We start from the raw sequence: 22,731 nt of genomic DNA, 5'->3' as shown, positions 1-22,731 counted from the left end.
GGGCATGACGGCGGGGGCGCCCGCCGGTTAAGGTCGCAGCGGCGCGACTGGCCCTGACGTGCGACGGGCCCGGAGAGCAAGGGGAACGCAAGGTGGCGGACGCTGCAGTGGACGGGACCCGACGGGTGCTCGTCGCCGCGGACAAGTTCAAGGGCTCGCTGACGGCCGTGCGGGTCGCCGAGCGGGTGACGGCCGGACTGCGCCGGGTCGTGCCGGGTCTCGAGGTGGAGGCGCTGCCCGTCGCCGACGGCGGCGACGGGACCGTGGACGCGGCGGTCGCCGCCGGGTTCGAACGGCGGGAGACACGGGTCGCGGGGCCGCTGGGGCAGGAGGTGACCGCCGCGTTCGCGCTGCGCGGCGGTACCGCGGTGGTGGAGATGGCTCAGGCGAGCGGCCTGCAGCGGCTGCCGGCCGGTGTCTTCGCCCCGCTGACGGCGTCCACGTACGGCTCCGGGGAACTGCTGCGGGCCGCGCTGGACGCGGGCGCGCGGACGATCGTGTTCGGCGTCGGCGGCAGCGCGACCACGGACGGCGGTGCCGGGATGCTCTCGGCGCTGGGGGCGCGGTTCCTGGACGAGGACGGGGAGCCGGTGTCGCCGGGCGGGGGCGGGCTCGCCGGCCTCGCGCGCGCGGACCTGTCGGGTCTCGACCCGCGTCTGTCCTCGGTCGAACTTGTGCTCGCCAGCGACGTCGACAATCCGCTGACCGGGCCGAAGGGCGCGCCCGCGGTGTACGGGCCGCAGAAGGGCGCCTCGCCGGACGACGTGCAGACCCTGGAAAGGGCGCTGGCGCACTACGCGAAGGTGCTGGAGGCGGCGGTGGGGCCGCGGGCGGCGGAGTACGCGGCGGCTCCGGGCGCGGGCGCGGCCGGCGGCGTCGGATACGGCGCGCTGCTCCTCGGCGCCGCCTTCCGGCCCGGCATCGAGGTGATGCTCGACGTCCTCGGCTTCGCGCCGGCGTTGGCGCGTGCGGATCTGGTGATCACCGGTGAGGGCTCCCTGGACGAGCAGACACTGCACGGCAAGGCCCCCGCGGGCGTGGCCGCCGCGGCACGCGCCGCCGGCAAGGAGGTCGTCGCGGTGTGCGGCCGGCTCGCACTGCCGCCGGACGCGCTGGGCCGGGCCGGCATCCGACGGGCCTACCCCCTGACGGCGGCGGAACCGGACGTCGCGAAGTGCGTCACGGACGCGGGCCCGATCCTGGAGCGGGTGGCCGAGGCAATCGCCCGGGACTTCCTGACCTGAGACCGGAGTCTTTCGACCCTGCCGGACCGCAGGGGTGCGTGCGCCTCTTGACCGGCCGAGACGGGGAGGGGTGGCACAGGACCGGGGGTCCGGGGGCGGAGCCTTCAGCAGGCGGGTGCACCGGGCGCCGGGGCCCGAAAAGCGAACGGCCCCGAACCGAAACCGGTCCGGGGCCCACGCCGGCGCGAGCGTCACGGCAGCTGGGCCGCGCGCGCCTCACGTCGGTTGTCGCGGAAGTTGTTCACCCGGCGAGCCGTGGCGAACAGGGGAATCACCGCGCCCATGACGAGCTGCAGGGCGCAGCCGGTCTGGAGGAGGAGCTGGCCGCTGGGCGCGTCGAAGGCCCAGGCGGCGAGGAGCCCCATCGACAGGACGATCCAGGAGAGCATCGCCACGGCGAGGCGGCCCCGCGGCTTGGGGTACTCCACGCGGCTCACCATCAGCCAGGCTGTCCCCAGGATGGCGAGGAGCGTCGCCACGAAGGGCAGCTCCAGCAGCACGATCGACACCACCGTCAGCGCGCCGAACGGCGAAGGCATGCCCTGGAACGTGCCGTCCTTCACCGTCACGCACGAGAACCGTGCCAGGCGGAGCACGACGGCCAGGAGCACCACGATTGCCCCGAGCGCCGCCACTCTCTGGTGCGCGTCGTCCGCGACCATGCCGTAGACGAGGACGAAGTACGCGGGGGCCAGGCCGAAGCTGATCAGGTCGGAGAGGTTGTCCAGCTCCGCGCCCATCGGCGACGACCGCAGCTTGCGCGCCACCAGGCCGTCGAACAGGTCGAAGACCGCCGCGCACAGCATCAGGATGACCGCCGTGGCCGCGCTGTGGCGGCCCATGCCGGACTCCTGGCTGCCGGTGAGGTGCGGGATGAGGATCCCGGTGGTGGTGAAGTACACCGCCATGAACCCGCACGTGGCGTTGCCGAGGGTGAGTGTGTCCGCTATTGAGAGACGGAGAGAAAGAGGCATCTCCTCCTCGTCGTCCATCTCGTCGGCCTCGGGCACCCAGCCCGCCTGGGTCTCCGGATCAATCACGGTCAATGCGAGTCACCCCAGCCACGGTCTTCTGTCCGACCTCGACCGCGACCTCCACGCCCTCGGGCAGGTAGAGGTCGACACGCGAGCCGAAGCGGATCAGACCGATACGGTCGCCCTGCTCGACCTTCGTCCCCTGGGGGATGTACGGCACGATGCGGCGGGCCACCGCGCCGGCGATCTGGATCATCTCGATGTCGCCGAGTTCGGTGTCGAAATGCCAGACTACGCGCTCGTTGTTCTCGCTCTCCTTGTTGAACGCGGGAACGAAGCCGCCCGGCACGTGCTCGACCGACGTGACCGTGCCCGACAGGGGGGCCCGGTTGACGTGGACGTTGAGCGGACTCATGAAGATCGCGACGCGGGTACGCCCGTCCTTCCACGGCATGATGCTCTGCACCACACCGTCGGCGGGCGAGATGACCCGGCCCGGGGCGATCTCGCGCTCGGGGTCGCGGAAGAACCACAGCATGCCCGCCGCGAGCGCGGTGGCGGGCACGGCGACGGCCTTGGCGGCGCCGGAGCGGCGTGCGCGGGCCAGGCTGAGGGCTGCGGTGGCGACGGTCGGGAGAAGCCACGGCGATGCTCCGCGCGCGAGGCGTACGCCGACCTGGCGGTCGCGAGGTGCAGAGGTTTGGCTGTGGGGCATGGATGACCTTCGTAGCGGATGATGCCGCGCTGCAACGGGGGACGGCGGCTTTCCCGGGATCGTACCGGTCGCGGGCCGCAACTGGGCAAGCCAGGAAGCCGAGTCGGCGGCCGAAGCGCGTTGGCGGGGTGTGATCTTCTTCTCGAAGAAAACACCCCGAACTACGACATCTAACCCTGGAACCGATACTCTTCGAGCAACCTGCGACCGATGATCATTTTCTGGATCTCGGCGGTACCTTCACCGATGAGCAGCATCGGAGCCTCGCGGTAGAGGCGCTCGATCTCGTACTCCTTGGAGAAGCCGTAGCCGCCGTGGATCCGGAAGGCGTCCTCCACGACCTCCTTGCAGTACTCGGAGGCGAGGTACTTCGCCATCCCTGCTTCGAGGTCGTTTCGTTCTCCCGAGTCCTTTTTGCGGGCCGCGTTCACCATCATGGCATGCGCGGCCTCGACCTTGGTGGCCATCTCCGCCAGTTTGAACTGGATGGCCTGGTGCTGGGCGATCGGCTTGCCGAAAGTGTGACGCTGCTGGGCGTACTGGACACCCAGCTCGAACGCACGCTGAGCGACGCCACAGCCACGCGCCGCCACGTTGACGCGGCCGACCTCCACGCCGTCCATCATTTGGTAAAAACCTCGACCCGTGACGCCGCCGAGTACCCGATCGGCCGGAATGCGCAGGCCGTCCATGATGAGCTCGGTGGTGTCGACGCCCTTGTAGCCCATCTTGTCGATCTTGCCGGGGATGGTGAGCCCGGGGCGGACCTCGCCGAAGCCGGGCTCCTTCTCCACCAGGAAGGTCGTCATCGACTTGTGGGGGGCCGTGCCCTCGGGGTGTCCTTCGTCACTTCGGACCAGGACGGCCACCAGGGACGACGTGCCGCCGTTCGTCAGCCACATCTTCTGGCCGTTCAGGACGTACTCGTCGCCGTCCTTGACCGCCTTCGACGTGATCGCCGACACATCGGAGCCCAGGCCCGGCTCCGACATCGAGAAGGCGCCGCGGATGTCGCCGGCCGCCATGCGGGGCAGGAAGTGGTCCTTCTGCTCCTGCGTGCCGTGCTGCTTGAGCATGTACGCGACGATGAAGTGGGTGTTGATGATGCCGGACACCGACATCCAGCCACGGGCGATCTCCTCCACGCACAGCGCGTAGGTGAGGAGCGACTCGCCCAGACCCCCGTACTCCTCGGGGATCATCAGACCGAACAGGCCGAGTTCCTTCAGGCCGTCCACGATCTGCTGCGGGTACTCGTCGCGGTGCTCGAGCTCGGTGGCGACCGGGATGATCTCCTTGTCGACAAAGTCCCGGACGGTGGAGAGGATCTCCTGCTGGACGTCGGTCAGACCGGCGGTCTGGGCGAGGCGTGCCATTACTTCTCCTGCTGCTTCAGCTCCGGGCGGCCGGGCTGCTCGCCGCCGCGCTCCTTGATGTACGTCTCGGTCGGCACCATGACCTTGCGGCGGAACACGCACACGAGCGTGCCGTCCTGCTTGTAGCCCTTGGTCTCGACGTAGACGATGCCGCGGTCGTTCTTCGACTTCGACGGCCACTTGTCGAGCACGGTCGTCTCGCCGTAGATCGTGTCGCCGTGGAAGGTCGGCGCCACGTGCTTGAGCGACTCGATCTCCAGGTTGGCGATCGCCTTGCCGGAGATGTCCGGCACGGACATGCCGAGCAGCAGCGAGTAGATGTAGTTCCCGACGACGACGTTCTTGCCGAAGTCCGTCGTCTTCTCCGCATAGTTGGTGTCCATGTGGAGCGGGTGGTGGTTCATGGTGAGGAGACAGAACAGGTGGTCGTCGTACTCCGTGACCGTCTTGCCCGGCCAGTGCTTGTACGTCGCCCCGACCTCGAACTCCTCGTAGGTGCGTCCGAACTGCATCGCGCTCAGGCCTCCGGGATTTCGAACTTCGACGTGCGCTGCATGCCGGCGGCGCGTCCCTTGCCGGAGATGACCAGCGCCATCTTGCGGCTGGCCTCGTCGATCATCTCGTCGCCGAGCATCGCCGAGCCCTTCTTGCCGCCCGCCTCGGACGTGTAGTACTCGTACGCGTCCAGGATCAGCTCGGCGTGGTCGTAGTCCTCCTGGGAGGGGGAGAAGACCTCGTTGGCGGCCTCGACCTGGCCCGGGTGCAGCACCCACTTGCCGTCGAAGCCGAGGGCGGCGGCGCGCTGGGCGACCTCGCGGTAGCCGTCGATGTTACGGATCTGCAGGTAGGGGCCGTCGATCGCCTGGAGGTTGTTGGCGCGGGCGGCCATAAGGATCTTCATCAGGATGTAGTGGTAGGCGTCCGCCGGGTAGCCGGGCGGCTGCTCGCCCACGACGAGCGACTTCATGTTGATGGAGGCCATGAAGTCGGCCGGGCCGAAGATGATCGTCTCGACGCGCGGGGAGGCCTGCGCGATCGCGTTGACGTTGTTCAGACCCTGCGCGTTCTCGATCTGCGCCTCGATGCCGATCCGGCCGACCTCGAAGCCCATGGTCTTCTCGATCTGGGTCAGCAGGAGGTCCAGGGCGACGACCTGCTCGGCGTTCTGCACCTTCGGCAGCATGATGCAGTCGAGGTTGGGGCCCGCGCCCTCGACGACGGTCACGACGTCGCGGTACGTCCACTCGGTCGTCCAGTCGTTGACGCGCACGACCCTGGTCTTGCCCGTCCAGTCGCCCTCGTTGAGGAACTTGACGATGGTGTGCCGCGCCTCGGGCTTGGCGAGCGGGGCGCACGCGTCCTCCAGGTCCAGGAAGACCTGGTCCGCGGGGAGGCCCTGCGCCTTCTCGAGGAAGCGCGGGTTCGAGCCCGGCACGGCCAGGCAGGAGCGCCGCGGGCGAAGGCGGTTGACGGTCGTCATGCGGGGACCTCCAGGGGGTCGAGCTTGTTCGCTTTGCGGATCTCGTCGACGATGCGGCCGATGATCCCGGTGATGTCGAAGTCCTTCGGGGTGAAGACCGCGGCGACTCCGGCTGCCCGGAGCTGTTCGGCGTCCCCGTTCGGGATGATGCCACCTGCGATCACCGGTATATCTGTGGCACCGGCCACACGCAGCCGCTCCAGCACGTCCGGCACCAGCTGAGCATGAGAGCCGGAGAGGATCGACAGGCCCACCGCGTGCACGTCCTCCGCGAGGGCCGCGTCCACGATCTGCTCCGGGGTGAGCCGGATGCCCTGGTAGACCACCTCGAACCCGGCGTCGCGGGCCCGCACGGCGATCTGCTCGGCGCCGTTGGAGTGCCCGTCCAGGCCCGGCTTGCCGACCAGGAAGCGCAGCTTGCCGACGCCCAGATCGCGGGCGGTGGCGTCCACCTTGGCGCGGACCTCGGCCAGCGCCGAGCCCGCCTCGGCGGCGACGGCCACCGGCGCGGAGGAGACCCCGGTCGGCGCCCGGAACTCCCCGAACACCTCGCGCAGCGCGCCCGCCCACTCGCCGGTCGTGACGCCGGCGCGGGCGCACTCCAGGGTGGCCTCCATGAGGTTGCCGGTGCCCTTGGCGGCCTCCTTCAGCCTCTCCAGCGCCTTGCAGGGGCGGGGGTGGTTGAAGGGCGGCTGGTATCGCGTGTCGCGCCAGCGCTGGAGGGACTCGATCACGCGGGCCTCGACCGCCGGGTCGACCGTCTGGATCGCGGTGTCCAGGTCCGCCGTCAGCGGGTTCGGCTCGGTCGTCTCGAAGATGTTGACGCCGACGATCTTCTCCTGCCCGGACTCGATCCGGGCCCGGCGCTCGGCGTGCGAGGCGACCAGCTGCGACTTGAGGTAGCCGGACTCGACGGCGGCCATCGCGCCGCCCATCTCCTGGATCCGCTCGATCTCGGCGAGGGACTCCTCGACGAGCTCGCTCACCTTCGCCTCGATGACCTTCGAGCCCTCGAAGATGTCGTCGTACTCCAGAAGGTCGCTCTCGTGGGCGAGCACCTGCTGGATGCGCAGCGACCACTGCTGGTCCCACGGCCGGGGCAGACCGAGGGCCTCGTTCCAGGCGGGCAGCTGCACGGCACGCGCGCGTGCGTCCTTGGAGAGGGTCACGGCCAGCATCTCGAGCACGATCCGCTGGACGTTGTTCTCCGGCTGCGCCTCGGTCAGACCGAGGGAGTTGACCTGGACGCCGTAGCGGAAGCGCCGGTGCTTGGGGTTCTCGATGCCGTAGCGCTCGCGCGTGATCCTGTCCCAGATCCGCCCGAACGCCCGCATCTTGCACATCTCCTCGACGAAGCGGACGCCCGCGTTCACGAAGAAGGAGATACGGCCGACGACGTCTCCCATGCGCTCCTGCGGCACCTGCCCGCTGTCGCGGACGGCGTCCAGGACGGCTGTCGCCGTGGACATCGCGTACGCGATCTCCTGGACCGGCGTGGCGCCCGCCTCCTGCAGGTGGTAGCTGCAGATGTTGATCGGGTTCCACTTCGGCATGTGGGAGACCGTGTACGCGATCATGTCCGTCGTCAGGCGGAGCGACGGCCCCGGCGGGAACACGTGCGTGCCCCGGGACAGGTACTCCTTGACGATGTCGTTCTGGGTCGTGCCCTGGAGCTTGGTGATGTCCGCACCCTGCTCCTCCGCGACGACCTGGTAGAGCGCCAGCAGCCACATGGCCGTGGCGTTGATCGTCATCGAGGTGTTCATCTGCTCCAGGGGGATGTCCTGGAACAGCCGGCGCATGTCACCGAGGTGCGCGACCGGCACGCCGACCCGGCCGACCTCGCCGCGGGCGAGGATGTGGTCGGAGTCGTAGCCGGTCTGCGTCGGCAGGTCGAACGCGACCGACAGGCCGGTCTGGCCCTTGGCGAGGTTGCGCCGGTACAGCTCGTTCGACGCCTCGGCCGTGGAGTGACCGGCGTAGGTCCGCATCAGCCACGGCCGGTCCTTCTGACGCTCACTCATGTGACGCCTCTCAGATGTTCCGGAAGCGGTTGATGGCGTCGATGTGCTTGGCGCGCTTCTCCTCGTCGCGCACGCCCAGGCCCTCCTCGGGCGCCATGCACAGGACGCCGACCTTGCCCTGGTGGAGGTTGCGGTGCACGTCGTAGGCGGCCTGGCCGGTCTCCTCCAGGGAGTACACCTTCGACAGCGTCGGGTGGATCTTGCCCTTGGCGATGAGCCGGTTGGCCTCCCAGGCCTCGCGGTAGTTCGCGAAGTGGGAGCCGATGATCCGCTTCAGGGACATCCACAGGTAGCGGTTGTCGTACTCGTGCATGTAGCCCGAGGTCGAGGCGCAGGTGGTGATGGTGCCGCCCTTGCGGGTGACGTAGACGGAGGCGCCGAAGGTCTCGCGGCCGGGGTGCTCGAAGACGATGTCGATGTCCTCGCCGCCGGTCAGCTCGCGGATGCGCTTGCCGAAGCGCTTCCACTCCTTGGGGTCCTGGGTGTTCTCGTCCTTCCAGAACTTGTAGCCCTCGGCGTTGCGGTCGATGATCGCCTCGGCGCCCATCGAGCGGCAGATCTCCGCCTTCTGCGGGCTGGAGACGACACAGATGGGGTTGGCACCGCCGGCCAGCGCGAACTGGGTCGCGTACGAGCCGAGACCGCCGCTCGCGCCCCAGATGAGCACGTTGTCGCCCTGCTTCATGCCGGCGCCGTTGCGGGAGACCAGCTGCCGGTACGCGGTGGAGTTGACCAGGCCGGGGGCGGCGGCCTCCTCCCAGCTCAGGTGGTCCGGCTTGGGCATCAGCTGGTTCGACTTGACGAGTGCGATCTCCGCCAGGCCGCCGAAGTTGGTCTCGAAGCCCCAGATGCGCTGCTCGGGGTCGAGCATGGTGTCGTTGTGGCCGTCGCTCGACTCCAGCTCCACGCTCAGGCAGTGCGCGACGACCTCGTCACCGGGCTTCCAGGCGTTGACGCCGGGCCCGGTGCGCAGGACGACGCCCGCGAGGTCGGAGCCGATGATGTGGTACGGCAGGTCGTGGCGCTTGGTGAGCTCGCTGAGCCTGCCGTAGCGCTCCAGGAAGCCGAACGTGGACAGCGGCTCGAAGATCGAGGTCCACACCGAGTTGTAGTTGACGGAGGAGGCCATGACGGCCACCAGGGCCTCGCCCGGGCCGAGCTCGGGCAGCGGCACCTCGTCGAGGTGGATCGACTTGCGCGGGTCCTTGTCGCGGGTCGCGAGGCCCGCGAACATCTCCGTCTCGTCCTTGTGCACGGTGATCGCGCGGTACGACTCGGGGAGCGGCAGGGCGGCGAAGTCGGCGGACGTGGCGTCCTTCGACTGGATCGCGTCGAGGATGTCCTTCACGGTCACGGTATTGCCTCCGGCGGTGAGCGCCCTGAGGGAGGGGCGCTGGGGATTCGTCGGTGCTGCTGAGGGTTGAGGGTTGCCGTCGGTTCGGCGGTGGTACTTCGGCAGCGCTTTGTGGCGCGGGAGGTTGCCTGTGACGCAGGCGTCCGGGCGCGCAGGCCGTCGGCTTGCGGGGACAGCCGACGCACGAATGGTCTCTGCGCGCCGGCCGCCCGGACACCTTCAACGTATGACACGGCGTGTCACCTCGCAAGGCACTGAGTGCCATGACTTTCTCTCAGGTGAAATCTTTACGTAACAAGTGAGCGATGATCGATCGAACGGGCTCTGAAATCCGCGAGAAAAGGTGCCCTGACATGCCAAAACGGCCACCCCGTGGGGTGGCCGTCGTCACATCGGCGAGGGGCGCCGTAGGCGCGCTCAGCGGTCCTTGAGGGCCTCCTCGATGGTCCGCATCACCTCGTCCAGCGGGGCGTCGGTGCGGGCGACCGTCACCAGCACCTCACCGTGCGCGGAGACCGTGGCGGGGGCCGCCACCGGCTTCGGGGCGGTGGCGCGCCCGGCGCCGATGCCGGTGCCGAAGGTCTTCCGCACGATCGCGAACGCGTGGTCGAGCTGCGCCTCGACGTCGCCCTGCCCCCCGGCCCTGAGCCAGCGGCGCAGGACGTGGTTGTGGGCGGTGACCACGGCGGACGCGGCGACCTCGGCGAGCAGCGGGTCGTCGTTGGCGTCGTCGTCGTGGGCGTGCTCGTCGAAGTGGCCGAGGAGGTAGCGGGTGAACAGGCGCTCGTAGCGGGCCACCGACGCGATCTCCGCCTCGCGCAGGGTGGGCACCTCGCGGGTCAGTTTGTAGCGGGCGACGGAAATCTCCGGCCGGCCCGCGTACATCTTCATGACTTCCTTGATGCCGCGGCACACGGTGTCGAGCGGATGCTCGTGCGCGGGGGCGGCGTTGAGGACCGCCTCGGCGCGGATCAGTGTGTCGTCGTGGTCGGGGAAGATCGCCTCTTCCTTGGAACGGAAGTGGCGGAAGAAGGTGCGGCGCGCGACCCCGGCCGCGGCCGCGATCTCGTCGACGGTGGTCGCCTCGTACCCCTTGGTCGCGAACAACTCCATCGCGGCTGCCGCCAGTTCCCGGCGCATCTTGAGGCGCTGGGCGGCGGCACGGCCGCCTGCGGCACTTTCCGACGCGTCGGGCGCAGCTGGTGTACGGGAGGACTTGGCGGGCTGGGACATGCCCCGAACGTACTGCATGCGCGCAGCTCGATGCGCAGGTCCGGGGTTTCCCCCGCCCTGGAAGGGCGGGGGTCCTCCGGCCGGGTCGAGCAGTCCGCCCCACTCCGCGGGACGCTCAGCGGCGGGCATATTCGCGGAAGCCGCGGCCGGTCTTGCGGCCGAGGCAGCCCGCGGCCACCAGGTGCTCCAGGAGCGGCGCCGGAGCCAGCCCCGGGTCGCGGAACTCGCGGTGCAGCACCTTCTCGATCGCCAGGGAGACGTCGAGCCCGACCACGTCCAGGAGCTCGAAGGGGCCCATCGGGTAGCCGCCGCCCAGCTTCATCGCCGCGTCGATGTCGTCCAGGGACGCGTAGTGCTCCTGGACCATCTTGACCGCGTTGTTGAGGTACGGGAACAGCAGCGCGTTCACGATGAAGCCGGCCCGGTCCCCGCAGTCGACCGCGTGCTTCTTGATCCGCGCGCAGACCTCGCGGACCGTCGCGTGGACGTCGTCCGCGGTCAGCACCGTACGGACGACCTCGACCAGCTTCATCGCCGGCGCGGGGTTGAAGAAGTGCATGCCGATCACGTCCTGCGGACGTGAGGTGGCGCGGGCGCAGGCGACGACCGGCAGCGAGGAGGTCGTGGTCGCCAGGACCGCGCCCGGCTTGCACACCTTGTCCAGCGTCGTGAACAGCTGCCGCTTCACCTCCAGGTCCTCGGCGACCGCCTCGACGGCCAGGTCGACGTCGGCGAAGGCGTCGTAGGAGCCAGCCGGGGTGATCCGGTCCAGGGTCTGCGCGGCGGCCTCGGCGGTCAGCCGGCCCTTGTCGACCGAGCGCGCCAGCGACTTGCCGATGCGGGCCTTGGCGGCCTGCGCCTTCTCCTCGCTTCGGGCGGCCAGGACGACGTCGTACCCGGCCTTGGCGAAGACCTCGGCGATGCCGGAGGCCATGGTGCCGGACCCGGCGACACCGACCGAGCGGACCGGGCGGCCGGAGGTCCCGGGGCCGCCCGTGCCGGGCGTCAGGGCGTCCGGCACGACGGTGGCGCTGCCGGGGGCCTCGTACGTGTAGAAGCCGCGGCCCGACTTGCGGCCGGTCAGGCCCGCCTCGCTGAGCTGCTTCAGGATCGGCGCGGGGGCGTGCAGCCGGTCGCCGGACTCGGAGTACATGGCGTCGAGGACCGTCCGCGCGGTGTCGATGCCGATCAGGTCCAGCAGGGCGAGGGGGCCCATCGGCAGGCCGCAGCCGAGCCGCATCGCGGCGTCGATGTCCTCGCGGGAGGCGTACTTCGCCTCGTACATCGCGGCGGCCTGGTTGAGGTAGCCGAACAGCAGGCCGTCCGCGACGAACCCGGGGCGATCGCCGACCGCGACCGGCTCCTTGCCGAGCTCGACGGCGAGGTCGGTGACCGCGGCGACGGCCTGGGGCGCGGTCAGCACGGAGGAGACGACCTCGACGAGCCGCATCGCGGGGGCCGGGTTGAAGAAGTGCAGGCCCAGCACCCGCTCGGGGCGGGCGGAGTCGGCGGCGAGGCGGGTGACCGACAGGGCGTTGGTGCCGGTCGCGAGGATCGTCTCCGGACGCACGATGCCGTCGAGTTCGCGGAAGATCTGATGCTTGATCTCGTACGACTCCGGGGCGACCTCGATGACCAGGTCGGCGTCGGCGGCGGCCCCGAGGTCGGTGGAGGTGCGGACCCGGGCCAGGAGGTCCGCTCGCTCCTGCTCGGTGAGCTTCTCGCGGGCCACGGCACGAGCGGTGGAGGATTCCAGCGCGGCGACGGACCTCGCGGCCTGGGCCTCGCTGATGTCGATGCCGATCACCTCGCGGCCGGCCTTGGCGAGGACCTCGGCGATGCCGGTGCCCATGGTGCCGAGGCCGACGACGGCAATGGTCTTGAGCGGGGACAGAGGGGTGTCGGACAGGGGAGTGGCCATCGCGGACTCCAGGAATGAGGGTGACGACGAGAGCGCGCCGGGTGCGCCGAGGGGCGCACACCGGGGCGTGCAGGAGTGCTGAGTGCGGGTGTTCGCCGGGCTGCAAGCGCACACGCCCGGTGCCGTCGCATCGGGCGCACACGCCCGGGGAACGGCAAAGACCGACCGGCTCTGTCCCGAAGCCGAGTCGTACTGCGGTACACGACGTACCGAACCGACCAGCGCTCACGACGGCCGCGTCACCAAACCGTCGCAAGTGGATGTGCGAGTGGGTAACTCGCTCGTCTGAGCTTAACCGGCGGGTAACGAGCACGCCAGCCCCGGAGTTTGTGATGTAGGTCCCCTTCGGCCCGCCACGCCCCTACGCTGGGCTTCGTGGACGAAGAGTTGCGATCGCTCACGGAGCGTCTACGGCAGGAGTCCGGCGGCTCGGCGGCGTACGAGCGCCTCGCGGTGACCGGCGACCTCGACGAACTCGCGGAGGTGCTCACCGCGGCCGGGCAGCCGCTGTGGGCGAGGGAACTGGCCGCGTTCCGGCTGGGGGTGGCGGGCGACCGGCGCGCCTTCGAATCCCTCGTCCTGCTGCTCAACCACCGCGACCCGCCGCGCTGCGCATCCGCCGCGTACGCCCTGGCCCGCCTGCGGGACCCCCGCACCGCCCGCGCGGCCGCCGCCCTCGCCACGAACGAACTGCGCGTCGCCTACGCCCTGCACCCCGTGCGGCTCCTGGTCGAACTGCGCGCCCCCGAGTCCGTGCCCGCGCTGATCACCACCCTGGAACGGCGGCTGCGCCCGCACGACCCCTACCGCCGGGTCGCCCTCGCCTGCGTGGAGGGCCTGGGCGCACTGGGGGACGCCCGCGCCCGGCGCGTACTGAACGAGGCCCTCGCCCACCCGGCGCTGGCCGAGGCGGCGGTGCACGCGCTGGCGCGGATCCCGGCGCAGCGCTGACCCGTCAGCGGGTCAGCTCCTTCACGTACCGCACCTCGGGCACGGCCACCCCGTCCACCTCGAAGGGCTCCTCGGCCCCGTCCGCGCGGAAGCCCGCCCGCTCGTAGAAACGCCGGGCGGGCGCGTTCTCCTTCAGCACCCACAGGAACATGCGCGCGTGGGCGGGGGCGCACTGCCGCACCGACTTCTCCAGCAACGCTCTTCCCGCCCCGCTCCCGTGATGCGCGGAGTCCACGTAGACCGCGTACAGCTCGCAGTCCCCGGTGCGTGTTCCGCCCGCACGGTGGGGGCCGTGCGCCGCCCAGCCGACGATCTCACCGTCCCGCTCGGCGACCAGGTTCACCACACCGTCCCTGGCGTGGGCAGAGAAGCGGGCGCGCCGCCGCTCGGCGTCCTGCGTCACGCTGAGCGCGTCGAGGTACGACTGCGGCATGAGTCCCTGGTAGGCGCTCTGCCAGCCGCGGACGCGTATCTCGGAGACGCGGTCGCAGTCGGCGAGGGTCATCGGGCGGACGGGAGGGGGCCGGTGGTCCATGACGGCACCTTAGGCAGCGCCCGGGCATGGTGCCCGGGATTATCCGGGCACCACGGCGAACGCCTCGACCTCCATCAGGAACTCCGGAGCGACCAGCGCGGCCACCTGCACCGCCGAGGCCGCCGGCAGCCGGTCGTCGGGTATGTGCGCGGCGCGGGCCGCACGGATCGCGGGCACGTGCGCCATGTCCGTGACGAAGTGGGTGAGTTGGCCGACGTCCTCGAACGTCGCCCCGGCGGGGGCCGGGCAGCGCCTCAGGTTCCCGAAGACCTGACGGGCCTGCGCCGCCGGGTCGCCCGCGCCGACGGTCTCGCCGTCCTCGTCGACGGCGAGCCGGCCGGAGGCGGCGACGAACTGGGCGGCGGGGGCGACCCCGTCGGGGGCGGCGATCCTGGTCGGCTCACTCATGCGTCCGTGGTGGACCATGGGTCCGACAACGCCCCCGACGGGCCGCCGGCCCGCCCTGCTCAGCCCCGGAAGCGCAGCAGCCCGTGCAGGCCCGCGCCGCGGGACGAGGTGGACGACGTATCGGCGGCGAGCGGTCCGGGGTCGGGCAGGGCCTGGCACACCGCGTCGGCCTCGCCGCCGGCGCGCGGGACCTCGCCATTGGTCAGATAGGTGGCCAGGTACGTGTCCAGGCAGGTGTTGCCGCTCAGTGTGATGCCGTGGTTGCCGCCGCCCCGCTCGAGAACCAGGCTGGAGCCGGCGAGCAGGTGATGGACCGTCACCCCGCCCTGGTAGGGGGTGGCCGCGTCGTTCGTCGCCTGGAACAGCAGGGCCGGCGGCAGCTTGCCGTTGGCGATGTTCACCCGGGGCAGGGAGCTGGTCGGCCAGAAGGCGCACGGCGCGTTGTACCAGGCGTTGTTCCACGCCATGAAGGGTGCCCGGTCGTACACCTCCCGGGTGTCCTTGTGCCACTGCTCGAAGTCGCGCGGCCAGGAGGCGTCACGGCACTGCACCGAGGCGTAGACACTGAAGCCGTTGTCGCCCGAGCCGTCCACGGCGGCGAAGTCCTCGTACGCCTCGACCAGGGGAGCGGGGTTTTTGTCGTTCACGTAGGCCGTGAACGCCTCGGCGAGGTAGGGCCAGTAGCCGTTGTAGTAGCCGCCGGGGATGAAGGTGTCCTCCAGCTCGGAGGCGCCGACCTTGCCGCCCGCGGGCTTCTTCGCGAGTGCCGCCCGCATCGCGTACCACCTGGCCTCGACCTTCTCCGGGTCGGTGCCGAGCCTGTACGTCGAGTCGTACTTGGCGATCCAGGCCATCAGGGCGCGGTGGCGGTCGTTGAAGGCGTAGTCCTGGCGGATGTTGTCGTCGTACCAGACGCCGGTCGGGTCGACGACGGAGTCCAGGACCAGGCGGCGCACCCGCTCGGGGTAGAGCTTGGCGTAGACGGCGCCGAGGTAGGTGCCGTACGAGTAGCCGAAGTAGCTGACCTTCCCGGCGCCGAGGGCCCGCCGGACGGCGTCCACGTCCCGGGCGGCGCTGACGGTGTCGATGTACGGCAGCACGTTCGCGTACTTCCTGCCGCAGGCGGCGGCGAAGGCCTTCGCGCGCGTGACGCCGGCCTTCTCCCGCGCGGGCGTGGCGGGGACGGTGTCGGGGCGCACGGGGTCGAAGTAGCCGGGCTCGCAGTCCAGCGCCGGGGTGCTCTTGCCGACGCCGCGCGGGTCGAAGCCGATCACGTCGTACTGGGCGGCCACCGCCTTGGGCAGCGCGGACGCGACGAAGCCGGCCAGCGTCAGGCCGCTGCCGCCGGGGCCGCCGGGGTTGACCAGCAGCGGGCCCTGGTAGGTCCGGGCGGTGTGCCGGACCCGGGAGAGGGCCAGCGTGATCTGCCGGCCGGAGGGCCTCGCGTGGTCGAGCGGCACCTTCAGGGACGCGCACTGCAGCGTCGGATAGTCGGTGGTGCCGCACTTCTTCCAGGTGAGCCCGGAGGCCTGGGCGGCGGCGGGCGCGGGCCGCGGGCCGCTCGCGTCGGCGGGGACGGCCGTGACCGACCCGGCCACGATGAGGGCGGCGCCGCACAGCACGGCTGCGCGTGTTCTCACGGGTCCTCCCGGAACGGCGGGGGGCGGACCGCGAGGGTCACGGTCCTCGCCGCATCGTCCCGGAAAGCGGACCTGTAAGAACGTGTTGTGCCGATACTTGACCCGATTGGGCCGTGGGATGCCCTCGAACGCGCTCAGATCAGCGTGAGCTGGACCGGTTCCGGCATGTCCGGCCCGGAGGCGTGGGGTTCGGCCGGTTCCGGCGGGCGGATCCGCCGGTGCGTGCCCGCGCGCGTGGGGCCGATGCCGTACTCCCGCGCCAGCTCGTGCACCTGACGGGTGATCCGGCGCTGGTACCACTTCGGCGCGTAGGCGCCCTCCGCGTACAGCCGCTCGTAACGGCGCACCAGATGCGGGTGGTGGGCGGCCAGCCAGGCCATGAACCACTCGCGGGCCCCGGGCCGCAGATGCAGCACCAGCGGGGTGACGGACGTCGCCCCGGCGGCCGCGATGGCTCGTACGGTGGCCCGTAGCCGGTCCGGGTGGTCGCCGAGGAACGGGATCACCGGCGCCATCAGCACCCCGCAGCCGATGCCGTGCTCGCCGAGGGTCCGTACGACCTCCAGCCGGCGCTCGGGGGCGGGCGTGCCCGGCTCAACGGTGCGCCACAGGTCCTGATCGGTGAAGCCGACGGAGACCGAGATGCCGACGTCCGTGACCCGCGCGGCCTGCTTGAGCAGCTCGAGGTCGCGCAGGATCAGCGTGCCCTTGGTCAGGATCGAGAAGGGGTTCGCGTGGTCGGTGAGGGCGGAGATGATGCCCGGCATCAGGCGGTAGCGGCCCTCGGCGCGCTGGTAGCAGTCGACGTTCGTGCCCATCGCGATGTGCTCCCCCTGCCAGCGGGGCGAGGCCAGCCGGCGGCGCAGCAGTTCTGGCGCGTTCACCTTGACCACGATCTGGGTGTCGAAGCCGATGCCCGTGTCGAGGTCCAGGTAGCTGTGCGTCCTGCGCGCGAAGCAGTACACGCACGCGTGCGTGCAACCCCGGTACGGGTTGACCGTCCACTCGAACGGCACGCGCGAGGCGCCCGGCACCCGGTTGAGGATCGAGCGGGCCCGCACCTCGTGGAAGGTGATCCCGCGGAATTCGGGTGTGTCGAACGTGCGCGTCGTGACCGCGTCCGCGTCGAACAGCGCGGTGTCGGCCCGGCCGTGCTCGGACCCGGCTGTGAGGTTCTCCCAGCGCATCAGGCCTCCTCGGTAGCGCTGAGCACAGAATAGAACATACGTTCGCATGATCGCGCAAGGCCGGTTTCCGACCGCATCGGACAGGCGTGGGGCACCCCGATTTGGGCGGCCGGGGACCGGGGTGGTTGGCTTGCCTCCCACCCTGAGAAACCCCGAGCACAGCAGGTCCTGGAGGAATGCAATGGCGCAGGTCGAGGCCACTACGGAGCGGGTCGTCGCGGCGGACGCGGAGAAGGTGTTCGACGCCCTCGCCGACTACACCGGCACGCGCGCGAAGCTGCTGCCCGAACACTTCAGCGAGTATGAGGTGCGCGAGGGCGGCGACGGCGAGGGCACCCTCGTCCACTGGAAGCTCCAGGCCACCAGCAAGCGCGTCCGCGACTGCCTCCTGGAGGTCAGTGAGCCCACCGACGGCGAGCTCGTCGAGAAGGACCGCAACTCCTCCATGGTCACCACCTGGCGCGTCACCCCGGCCGGCGAGGGGAAGTCCCGGGTCGTCGTCACCACCACCTGGAAGGGCGCCGGCGGCATCGGCGGCTTCTTCGAGAGGACCTTCGCCCCCAAGGGCCTCGCCCGGATCTACGACGCCGTCCTCGCCAAGCTCGCCGCCGAGGTCGAGGAGTAGCCCGAAGAGCAGCGCGTTCAGGGGGTGTTGACACCCCTCACCGGTTCGAGTGGATCTCCACGCGCCCCGGCGCAGTGCCGTAACTCGTCACGCTTGCCCGTAGTTGTCGCATTAAGCGTTTTCGCAGGAATTCTCGGGCAAAGCGACGAGGGAGCGGTACGTGGGTGGGACGACTCTGGTGCGGAACGAGCCGGCCGTGGCACCCGGGCAGGCGCCCGTCCCGCCGCCCGCACCGGCCGCCGGACCGAGCCCGCGCCGGGTGCGGCCGGTCTTCGCCGGGCTGCTGCTCGCCCTGCTCCTCGCCGCCCTGGAGCAGATGATCGTCGCCACCGCGCTGCCGAATATCGTCGGTGAGCTGCACGGTCTGGACCGCATGTCCTGGGTGATCACCGCCTACCTGCTCACCTCCACCGTGGCCCTGCCCGTCTACGGCAAGCTCGGCGACCTCGTCGGCCGCAAGGGCGTCTTCCAGTTCGCGATCCTCGTCTTCGTCGTCGGCTCCGCGCTCGCCGGGCGGGCGCGAAGCATGGACCAGCTGATCGCCTTCCGCGCGGTGCAGGGCGTCGGCGCGGGCGGGCTCATGACCGGCGTGCAGACGATCATCGCCGACATCGTGCCGCCCCGCCGGCGCGGCCGCTTCCTCGGACTGACCGGTGCCGCCTTCGGCCTCGCCTCCGTCGCAGGGCCCCTCCTCGGCGGCTACTTCACCGACCACCTCTCCTGGCGGTGGTGCTTCTACGTCGACGTGCCCTTCGGCCTGCTCAGCCTGGCCGTCGTCACCGCCGTGCTGAAGCTCCCCAAGCCGCCCTCCCGGGGCCGCTTCGACCTGCTCGGCGCGCTGCTGCTCGCGGCGGTCTCCATACCCCCGTGCGGGACGCCACCGTCACCCTCACCGACGTCCACGGCGAGGTCGTCGCCAGCACCCGCACCGGCCGCGAGGGCGGCTACGTCATCACCGAGCTCGTGGCCGGCGAGTACACGCTCGCCGCCAGCGCGCCCGCCTTCCGCCCCGCCGCGCTCCCTGTCACCGTCCAGGCCTCCCGGGAGACCCGCCAGGACGTCGAACTCGCGGGCGGCGCCGTGCTGCGCGGCACCGTCAGAGCCGGCGGCGGACGGCCCGTCGAGGACGCCCGCGTCACCCTGCTCGACGCGGCCGGCAACGTCGTCGACACCCTCACCACCGGCACGGACGGCACGTTCCGGTTCGTCGACCTCTCCTCCGGCGAGTACACCGTCATCGCCGCCGGATACCCGCCCGTGGCCACCGTGCTCCAGGTGGCGGGGGGCGGCAGGACGGAACGGGATCTGCAACTGGGGCACGCAGACTAGCCCTTGGCGTGCGCCGGAGCGTCGGGACACGGGAATTCACCGGTTGCCGCACACGCGACGTGACACACCCGTACCGTGGAGTAGGCGGCGCAGATCATGACGTGGATCGTGCGGTGCCGACAGGGAGCCCGCGCATTCGAGGGGGAGAAAGGGGCGGGGCCATGGACCGTGGCACGGAAGTGGGCGTAGAGCCCGGGGACGACGCCGCGCCGTGGAATGCCGGGGCCGGCCGGATTCCGCTCGCCGTGGTCGTCGTCGACCGCGACGGCCTGGTGTCGCACTGGAGCACGGGCGCGCGGCGGCTGTTCGGCGTCGCGCGGGAGGACGCCGTGGGGCACGCCGCCGCCGATCTGCTGCCGGTCTCCGGCGCCCTGCCCGACAGCCTCGACACCGAACCGCTGCTGGACGCCTACGGACCCTACGAGGCCTACGAGGGGCTCGGCCCCGACCTCGAGGCCTCGCTCGGCGGCCGTACCGCCTACCCGACGGCGGGCCGGGCCCGGATCTCCGGACAGCAGGCGGAACCGCCCGAGCAGACGGAGCCCGATTCCGGATCCGGCGGCGAGCGCCTCGACGTCCTGTGGTGGGCCTACCCGCTCGTCGGCCCGGGACCCGCCCGGCTCCTGGTGCTCGCCGCCGACGCCACCCGGCTGCACCTCGAACGCGGCCACGCCGAGGAGACCGCCGAGCGCATCTCACCCGGATTCGCCCGCCACACCGAACTCCCCGCCTCCGGCGAACTCGCCCGGCGGCTGCCCGAGATCCTGCCCAACATGGGCCCCGGCCTCAGCGGCCGCATCGTCTCCCAGATCCTCGAACTCGGCTATCCGGTCCTGGAGTTCAGCCAGTACGACCGGGTGCCGGTGACGCCCGACTGGGGGGTGCCGCGCCGCGCGGGACGCCGCCCCGTCGACGTCGCCCCGCGGGAGCGGACGGTGGCCTTCGTCCCCGTCGGCGCCGAGCAGGACCTGGAGTACGCGGCCGTCCGCGAGCGGCTGGAGTTCCTCAACGAGGTCAGCTCGCGCATCGGCTCCTCACTGGACCTGGACGAGACCATCCGCGAGGTCACCAGCGCCGCCGTACCCCGGTTCGCGGACTTCGCGGGCACCCACCTGCGCGCCGCGGTCCTCGCGGGAGAGGGCTTCCCGGACGGCCCTCCGGACGCGAGTACGGTGATGCACCGCGTCTGGGTCGAGCACAACGACGAACCGGGCCGCTGGGACGACACCGTGCCGGTCGGCGAGGCCTTCGCCTTCCCCGAACACACCCCGTTCTTCAAGTGCATGGCCACGGGCGAGCCGGTTCTCATCCCGCGGATCAGTGAGGAGCTGGGCGAGCGTATCTCCGGCGAGTTCGAGAAGCGTGACCTCAGGCCGCTCATCAACGGCCGCTCCCTGCTGATCGTCCCGCTCAAGGCGCGCAACGTCGTCCTCGGCTTCATGGTGCTGATGCGCCGCCCGGACCGCCAGCCGTTCGACGACATGGACCGCACCACCGGCGCCGAACTCGCCGCCCGCGCCGGCCTCGTACTCGACAACGCCCGCATGTACACGTACCAGGAGAACGTCGCCGACACCCTCCAGGACAGCATGCTGCCGCAGGTCGCCCCGCGCATGGCCGGCTGCGACGTCGCCACCCGCTATCTGCCCGGCACCCGGCTCGGCCGGATAGGCGGCGACTGGTTCGACACCATCAAGCTGCCCGGCTCGCGCACCGCCCTCGTCGTCGGCGACGTGATGGGCCACGGCCTCAACTCCGCCGCGATGATGGGCCAATTGCGTACGGCCGTACAGACCATGGCCGCCATGGAGACCCCGCCCGCCCAACTGCTGCGCAACCTCGACGACCTGGCCCGCCGGCTCGGCGAGAACTACCTCGCCACCTGCCTGTACGCCGTCTACGACCCGATCCGCGGCGAACTGCAGCTGTCCAACGCCGGCCACATCCCGCCCGTCCTGGTGCGCGCCGAGGACGGCCGCAGTGAACTGCTCGACCTGCCGACCGGCGCCCCCATCGGCGTGGGCGGCGTCCCCTTCGAGGCCGCCGTCGTCCGGGTCCTGCCCGGCGACCGGCTGGTGCTGTGCACGGACGGTCTGGTCGAGGTGCGCGGAGCCGACATCGGCGAGGGCCTCGCCGCGCTCTGCGAGTCCGCCGCCCACCCCGCGGCCTCCATGGACGACGCCTGCGACACCATCATCCGGGCCCTCAACACCCGCGGCGGACGCAAGGACGACGTCGCCCTGCTGATGGCCCGGCTCAACGGCATCCCCGCCGACCACGTCGCCGAATGGCAACTCGCCCGCGAAGCACGCGAAGTGGCCCGCGCCCGCGGCCTCGTGCACGCCCAGCTACTTCAGTGGGGCCTCACCGACGCCGTCGACACAGCGGAGCTGCTGGTCAGCGAGGTCGTCACCAACGCCGTACGGCACGGCGACGGCCACCGGATCGGGTTGCGGCTGGTCCGCACCGATGCGCTGCTGTGCGAGGTCACCGATGACGAACCGGCCCTGCCCGCCCTGCTCAGCACGGGCACGTACGACGAGTCGGGGCGCGGTCTGCGGGTGGTCAGCCGACTGGCCCGCGAATGGGGTGCCAACGCCGCCGGACACCGCAAGACGGTGTGGTTCGAGCAGCCCCTGACACCGCGTCGGCACCGAGGCTGAGGCTCCGCCGGCGGCGCACGTTCCGCCCGCGTGCACCCCGGGTGTGCGCGGGCTCGAACATCTCGTGAAAGGTGGGCACCCGCCCCTTGCCGGGCTCCCGGTGACCGCGATACTCCGATCACGGAACCGATCCTGGGGAGCCCGCATGAAGGTCTCGGAGAACTACCGCGACAACTGGGAGAGTTACTGGCGGGAGACGTCGGACGCACGGGGCGAGGCCATCTGGGACGCCGATCCGTCGCTGACCGCCGCACCCCACAGCGAACTCCTCCTGCCGTACGCGGACACCGCGCGCCCCATCGTCGACCTCGGCTGCGGCAACGGCACCCAGACCCGCTATCTCGCCACCCGGTTCGCGCGCGCCGTCGGCGTCGACCTCTCGCACGCCGCCATCGAGCACGCCCGCCGCGCCGCGCACGGCGACGCCGTCGAGTTCCAGCAGCTCGACCTCACCGACACCGAGGCCGTGCGCGCCCTGCACACCCGGCTCGGTGACAGCAACGTGTACATGCGCGCCGTCATCCATCAGAGCGAGCCGGCAGCACGCCCCCTTGTCGCCGACGCGGTCGCCGAGATCATCGGCTCCCGGGGACGGGCGTTCGTCGTGGAACTCACCTCCGGTTCCCGGCAGGTACTGGGCCGCGCCGCGGCCGACCCGAACGGTCCGCCGCCCAAGCTGCGCCGGGTGTTCCAGCACGGGCTCAAGCCCGCCGACGCGGCCGATGAGGAGATCCCCGTGCTGCTGCGCGAGGCCGGGCTGGAGATCCTCACCAGCGGCGAGACGGCCCTGGCGCAGACCGAGTACATGGCGGACGGCACCCGGATCGACCTCCCCGCACGCTGGTTCGTCCTCGCGGGCCGCGGCGCGGCCGGCTGAGCACCGGAGCCGCGCGGCGTGCGCGGTCGTGGCCCGGGGATCGCGCACCGCGTGGCGTCACAGGTTGCGGGCTGTCACAGTCTGCGGGCTGTCACGGGAGGGGCAGAGCCGGGTGAGCATCCGTCAAGTTCCTGCTCTCACTTGAGGAGATCGTCAAAGCACAACCGACCTTTTTTCATGCTCGGTGTGCTGAAT

Annotated in this window: 18 protein-coding genes and 1 pseudogene; 6 read left to right on the top strand and 13 right to left on the bottom strand. The window is 71.0% G+C overall.

What is annotated here, in order from left to right:
- The first annotated feature begins 125 nt into the window (after positions 1 to 125).
- Positions 126 to 1,244: a glycerate kinase gene (locus tag ACIBBH_RS10955; RefSeq protein ID WP_399404037.1), complete on the top strand. Its 1,119-nt coding sequence runs from the start codon at positions 126 to 128 to the stop codon at positions 1,242 to 1,244.
- Positions 1,245 to 1,435: 191 nt separating this feature from the next.
- Here ACIBBH_RS10955 and pssA read toward each other — a convergent pair whose 3' ends face one another.
- The 9 genes from pssA to ACIBBH_RS10910 all read right to left on the bottom strand — a co-directional run bounded on the left by pssA (position 1,436) and on the right by ACIBBH_RS10910 (position 12,321).
- Positions 1,436 to 2,254 (bottom strand): CDP-diacylglycerol--serine O-phosphatidyltransferase, encoded by an 819-nt coding sequence (pssA, locus tag ACIBBH_RS10950; protein ID WP_399404036.1) that lies wholly within the window; start codon positions 2,252 to 2,254, stop codon positions 1,436 to 1,438.
- Positions 2,255 to 2,276: 22 nt separating this feature from the next.
- Positions 2,277 to 2,933 (bottom strand): phosphatidylserine decarboxylase, encoded by a 657-nt coding sequence (locus ACIBBH_RS10945; protein ID WP_399403921.1) that lies wholly within the window; start codon positions 2,931 to 2,933, stop codon positions 2,277 to 2,279.
- Positions 2,934 to 3,103: 170 nt separating this feature from the next.
- Positions 3,104 to 4,309 carry an acyl-CoA dehydrogenase family protein gene (locus tag ACIBBH_RS10940; RefSeq protein WP_103783615.1) on the bottom strand — a complete coding sequence of 402 codons (1,206 nt, stop codon included), beginning with the start codon at positions 4,307 to 4,309 and terminating at the stop codon, positions 3,104 to 3,106.
- Complete coding sequence (locus tag ACIBBH_RS10935) at positions 4,309 to 4,821, bottom strand: MaoC family dehydratase (RefSeq protein ID WP_019757884.1); 513 nt, start codon at positions 4,819 to 4,821, stop codon at positions 4,309 to 4,311. The genes ACIBBH_RS10940 and ACIBBH_RS10935 overlap by 1 nt, the downstream gene beginning before the upstream one ends.
- Positions 4,822 to 4,826: 5 nt before the next feature.
- Positions 4,827 to 5,789, bottom strand: a complete 963-nt coding sequence (locus ACIBBH_RS10930; protein ID WP_399403920.1) for an HpcH/HpaI aldolase/citrate lyase family protein — start codon at positions 5,787 to 5,789, stop codon at positions 4,827 to 4,829.
- Complete coding sequence (locus ACIBBH_RS10925; protein ID WP_399403919.1) at positions 5,786 to 7,813, bottom strand: protein meaA; 2,028 nt, start codon at positions 7,811 to 7,813, stop codon at positions 5,786 to 5,788. Before ACIBBH_RS10925 ends, ACIBBH_RS10930 begins: the two co-directional genes overlap by 4 nt.
- A gap of 10 nt (positions 7,814 to 7,823) precedes the next feature.
- Positions 7,824 to 9,161, bottom strand: a complete 1,338-nt coding sequence (gene ccrA / locus ACIBBH_RS10920) for a crotonyl-CoA carboxylase/reductase (protein ID WP_399404035.1) — start codon at positions 9,159 to 9,161, stop codon at positions 7,824 to 7,826.
- Positions 9,162 to 9,584: 423 nt separating this feature from the next.
- Entirely contained in the window at positions 9,585 to 10,418 is an 834-nt protein-coding gene (locus tag ACIBBH_RS10915; RefSeq protein WP_399403918.1) for a TetR family transcriptional regulator, read from the bottom strand.
- 97 nt (positions 10,419 to 10,515) lie between these two features.
- Positions 10,516 to 12,321, bottom strand: a complete 1,806-nt coding sequence (locus ACIBBH_RS10910; protein ID WP_399403917.1) for a 3-hydroxyacyl-CoA dehydrogenase family protein — start codon at positions 12,319 to 12,321, stop codon at positions 10,516 to 10,518.
- A gap of 375 nt (positions 12,322 to 12,696) precedes the next feature.
- Here ACIBBH_RS10910 and ACIBBH_RS10905 point away from each other — a divergent pair, with 375 nt between their 5' ends.
- Positions 12,697 to 13,272 carry an adenylosuccinate lyase gene (locus ACIBBH_RS10905; protein ID WP_399403916.1) on the top strand — a complete coding sequence of 192 codons (576 nt, stop codon included), beginning with the start codon at positions 12,697 to 12,699 and terminating at the stop codon, positions 13,270 to 13,272.
- Between the two features lie 4 nt (positions 13,273 to 13,276).
- Here ACIBBH_RS10905 and ACIBBH_RS10900 read toward each other — a convergent pair whose 3' ends face one another.
- The 4 genes from ACIBBH_RS10900 to ACIBBH_RS10885 form a co-directional block, all read right to left on the bottom strand.
- On the bottom strand, positions 13,277 to 13,807 hold the full coding sequence (locus ACIBBH_RS10900) for a GNAT family N-acetyltransferase (protein WP_399403915.1): 531 nt from the start codon (positions 13,805 to 13,807) through the stop codon (positions 13,277 to 13,279).
- Positions 13,808 to 13,846: 39 nt separating this feature from the next.
- Complete coding sequence (locus ACIBBH_RS10895) at positions 13,847 to 14,215, bottom strand: Rid family hydrolase (protein ID WP_399403914.1); 369 nt, start codon at positions 14,213 to 14,215, stop codon at positions 13,847 to 13,849.
- A 59-nt stretch (positions 14,216 to 14,274) separates the two neighbouring features.
- The gene (locus ACIBBH_RS10890; RefSeq protein ID WP_399403913.1) at positions 14,275 to 15,855 is read right to left on the bottom strand and encodes an alpha/beta hydrolase; all 1,581 of its coding nucleotides are present in this window, start codon (positions 15,853 to 15,855) and stop codon (positions 14,275 to 14,277) included.
- Between the two features lie 134 nt (positions 15,856 to 15,989).
- Complete coding sequence (locus ACIBBH_RS10885; protein ID WP_399403912.1) at positions 15,990 to 17,042, bottom strand: Rv2578c family radical SAM protein; 1,053 nt, start codon at positions 17,040 to 17,042, stop codon at positions 15,990 to 15,992.
- Positions 17,043 to 17,223: 181 nt separating this feature from the next.
- On the opposite strand from ACIBBH_RS10885, the gene ACIBBH_RS10880 reads away from it, so the two are divergent.
- From ACIBBH_RS10880 to ACIBBH_RS10865, 4 genes and pseudogenes are all read left to right on the top strand, one after another.
- Positions 17,224 to 17,667: an SRPBCC family protein gene (locus ACIBBH_RS10880; RefSeq protein WP_399403911.1), complete on the top strand. Its 444-nt coding sequence runs from the start codon at positions 17,224 to 17,226 to the stop codon at positions 17,665 to 17,667.
- A 160-nt stretch (positions 17,668 to 17,827) separates the two neighbouring features.
- Positions 17,828 to 18,996 (top strand): annotated as a pseudogene (locus ACIBBH_RS10875) (MFS transporter).
- Between the two features lie 161 nt (positions 18,997 to 19,157).
- Positions 19,158 to 21,659, top strand: coding sequence for a SpoIIE family protein phosphatase (locus tag ACIBBH_RS10870; protein ID WP_399403910.1), 2,502 nt, complete (start codon positions 19,158 to 19,160; stop codon positions 21,657 to 21,659).
- A 145-nt stretch (positions 21,660 to 21,804) separates the two neighbouring features.
- The gene (locus ACIBBH_RS10865; protein WP_399403909.1) at positions 21,805 to 22,536 is read left to right on the top strand and encodes a class I SAM-dependent methyltransferase; all 732 of its coding nucleotides are present in this window, start codon (positions 21,805 to 21,807) and stop codon (positions 22,534 to 22,536) included.
- Positions 22,537 to 22,731 lie beyond the last annotated feature (195 nt).

This window comes from Streptomyces sp. NPDC051636 (genome assembly GCF_044453765.1).
In the GTDB taxonomy this organism is placed as follows: domain Bacteria; phylum Actinomycetota; class Actinomycetes; order Streptomycetales; family Streptomycetaceae; genus Streptomyces.
The sequence above is the reverse complement of the archived record's forward strand: the minus strand, read 5'-3'. Positions and strand labels throughout refer to the sequence as shown.

What these genes read in the sequence shown, in the direction of transcription:
- ACIBBH_RS10865 (WP_399403909.1), top strand. Translation starts at nt 21,805, where the DNA reads ATGAAGGTCTCGGAGAACTACCGCGACAACTGGGAGAGTTACTGGCGG.
- ACIBBH_RS10895 (WP_399403914.1), bottom strand. Translation starts at nt 14,215, where the DNA reads ATGAGTGAGCCGACCAGGATCGCCGCCCCCGACGGGGTCGCCCCCGCC.
- ACIBBH_RS10935 (WP_019757884.1), bottom strand. Translation starts at nt 4,821, where the DNA reads ATGCAGTTCGGACGCACCTACGAGGAGTTCGAGGTCGGGGCGACGTAC.
- ACIBBH_RS10945 (WP_399403921.1), bottom strand. Translation starts at nt 2,933, where the DNA reads ATGCCCCACAGCCAAACCTCTGCACCTCGCGACCGCCAGGTCGGCGTA.
- ACIBBH_RS10870 (WP_399403910.1), top strand. Translation starts at nt 19,158, where the DNA reads ATGGACCGTGGCACGGAAGTGGGCGTAGAGCCCGGGGACGACGCCGCG.
- ACIBBH_RS10940 (WP_103783615.1), bottom strand. Translation starts at nt 4,309, where the DNA reads ATGGCACGCCTCGCCCAGACCGCCGGTCTGACCGACGTCCAGCAGGAG.
- ACIBBH_RS10910 (WP_399403917.1), bottom strand. Translation starts at nt 12,321, where the DNA reads ATGGCCACTCCCCTGTCCGACACCCCTCTGTCCCCGCTCAAGACCATT.
- ACIBBH_RS10880 (WP_399403911.1), top strand. Translation starts at nt 17,224, where the DNA reads ATGGCGCAGGTCGAGGCCACTACGGAGCGGGTCGTCGCGGCGGACGCG.
- ACIBBH_RS10925 (WP_399403919.1), bottom strand. Translation starts at nt 7,813, where the DNA reads ATGAGTGAGCGTCAGAAGGACCGGCCGTGGCTGATGCGGACCTACGCC.
- ACIBBH_RS10900 (WP_399403915.1), bottom strand. Translation starts at nt 13,807, where the DNA reads ATGGACCACCGGCCCCCTCCCGTCCGCCCGATGACCCTCGCCGACTGC.
- ACIBBH_RS10915 (WP_399403918.1), bottom strand. Translation starts at nt 10,418, where the DNA reads ATGCAGTACGTTCGGGGCATGTCCCAGCCCGCCAAGTCCTCCCGTACA.
- ACIBBH_RS10885 (WP_399403912.1), bottom strand. Translation starts at nt 17,042, where the DNA reads ATGCGCTGGGAGAACCTCACAGCCGGGTCCGAGCACGGCCGGGCCGAC.
- ACIBBH_RS10930 (WP_399403920.1), bottom strand. Translation starts at nt 5,789, where the DNA reads ATGACGACCGTCAACCGCCTTCGCCCGCGGCGCTCCTGCCTGGCCGTG.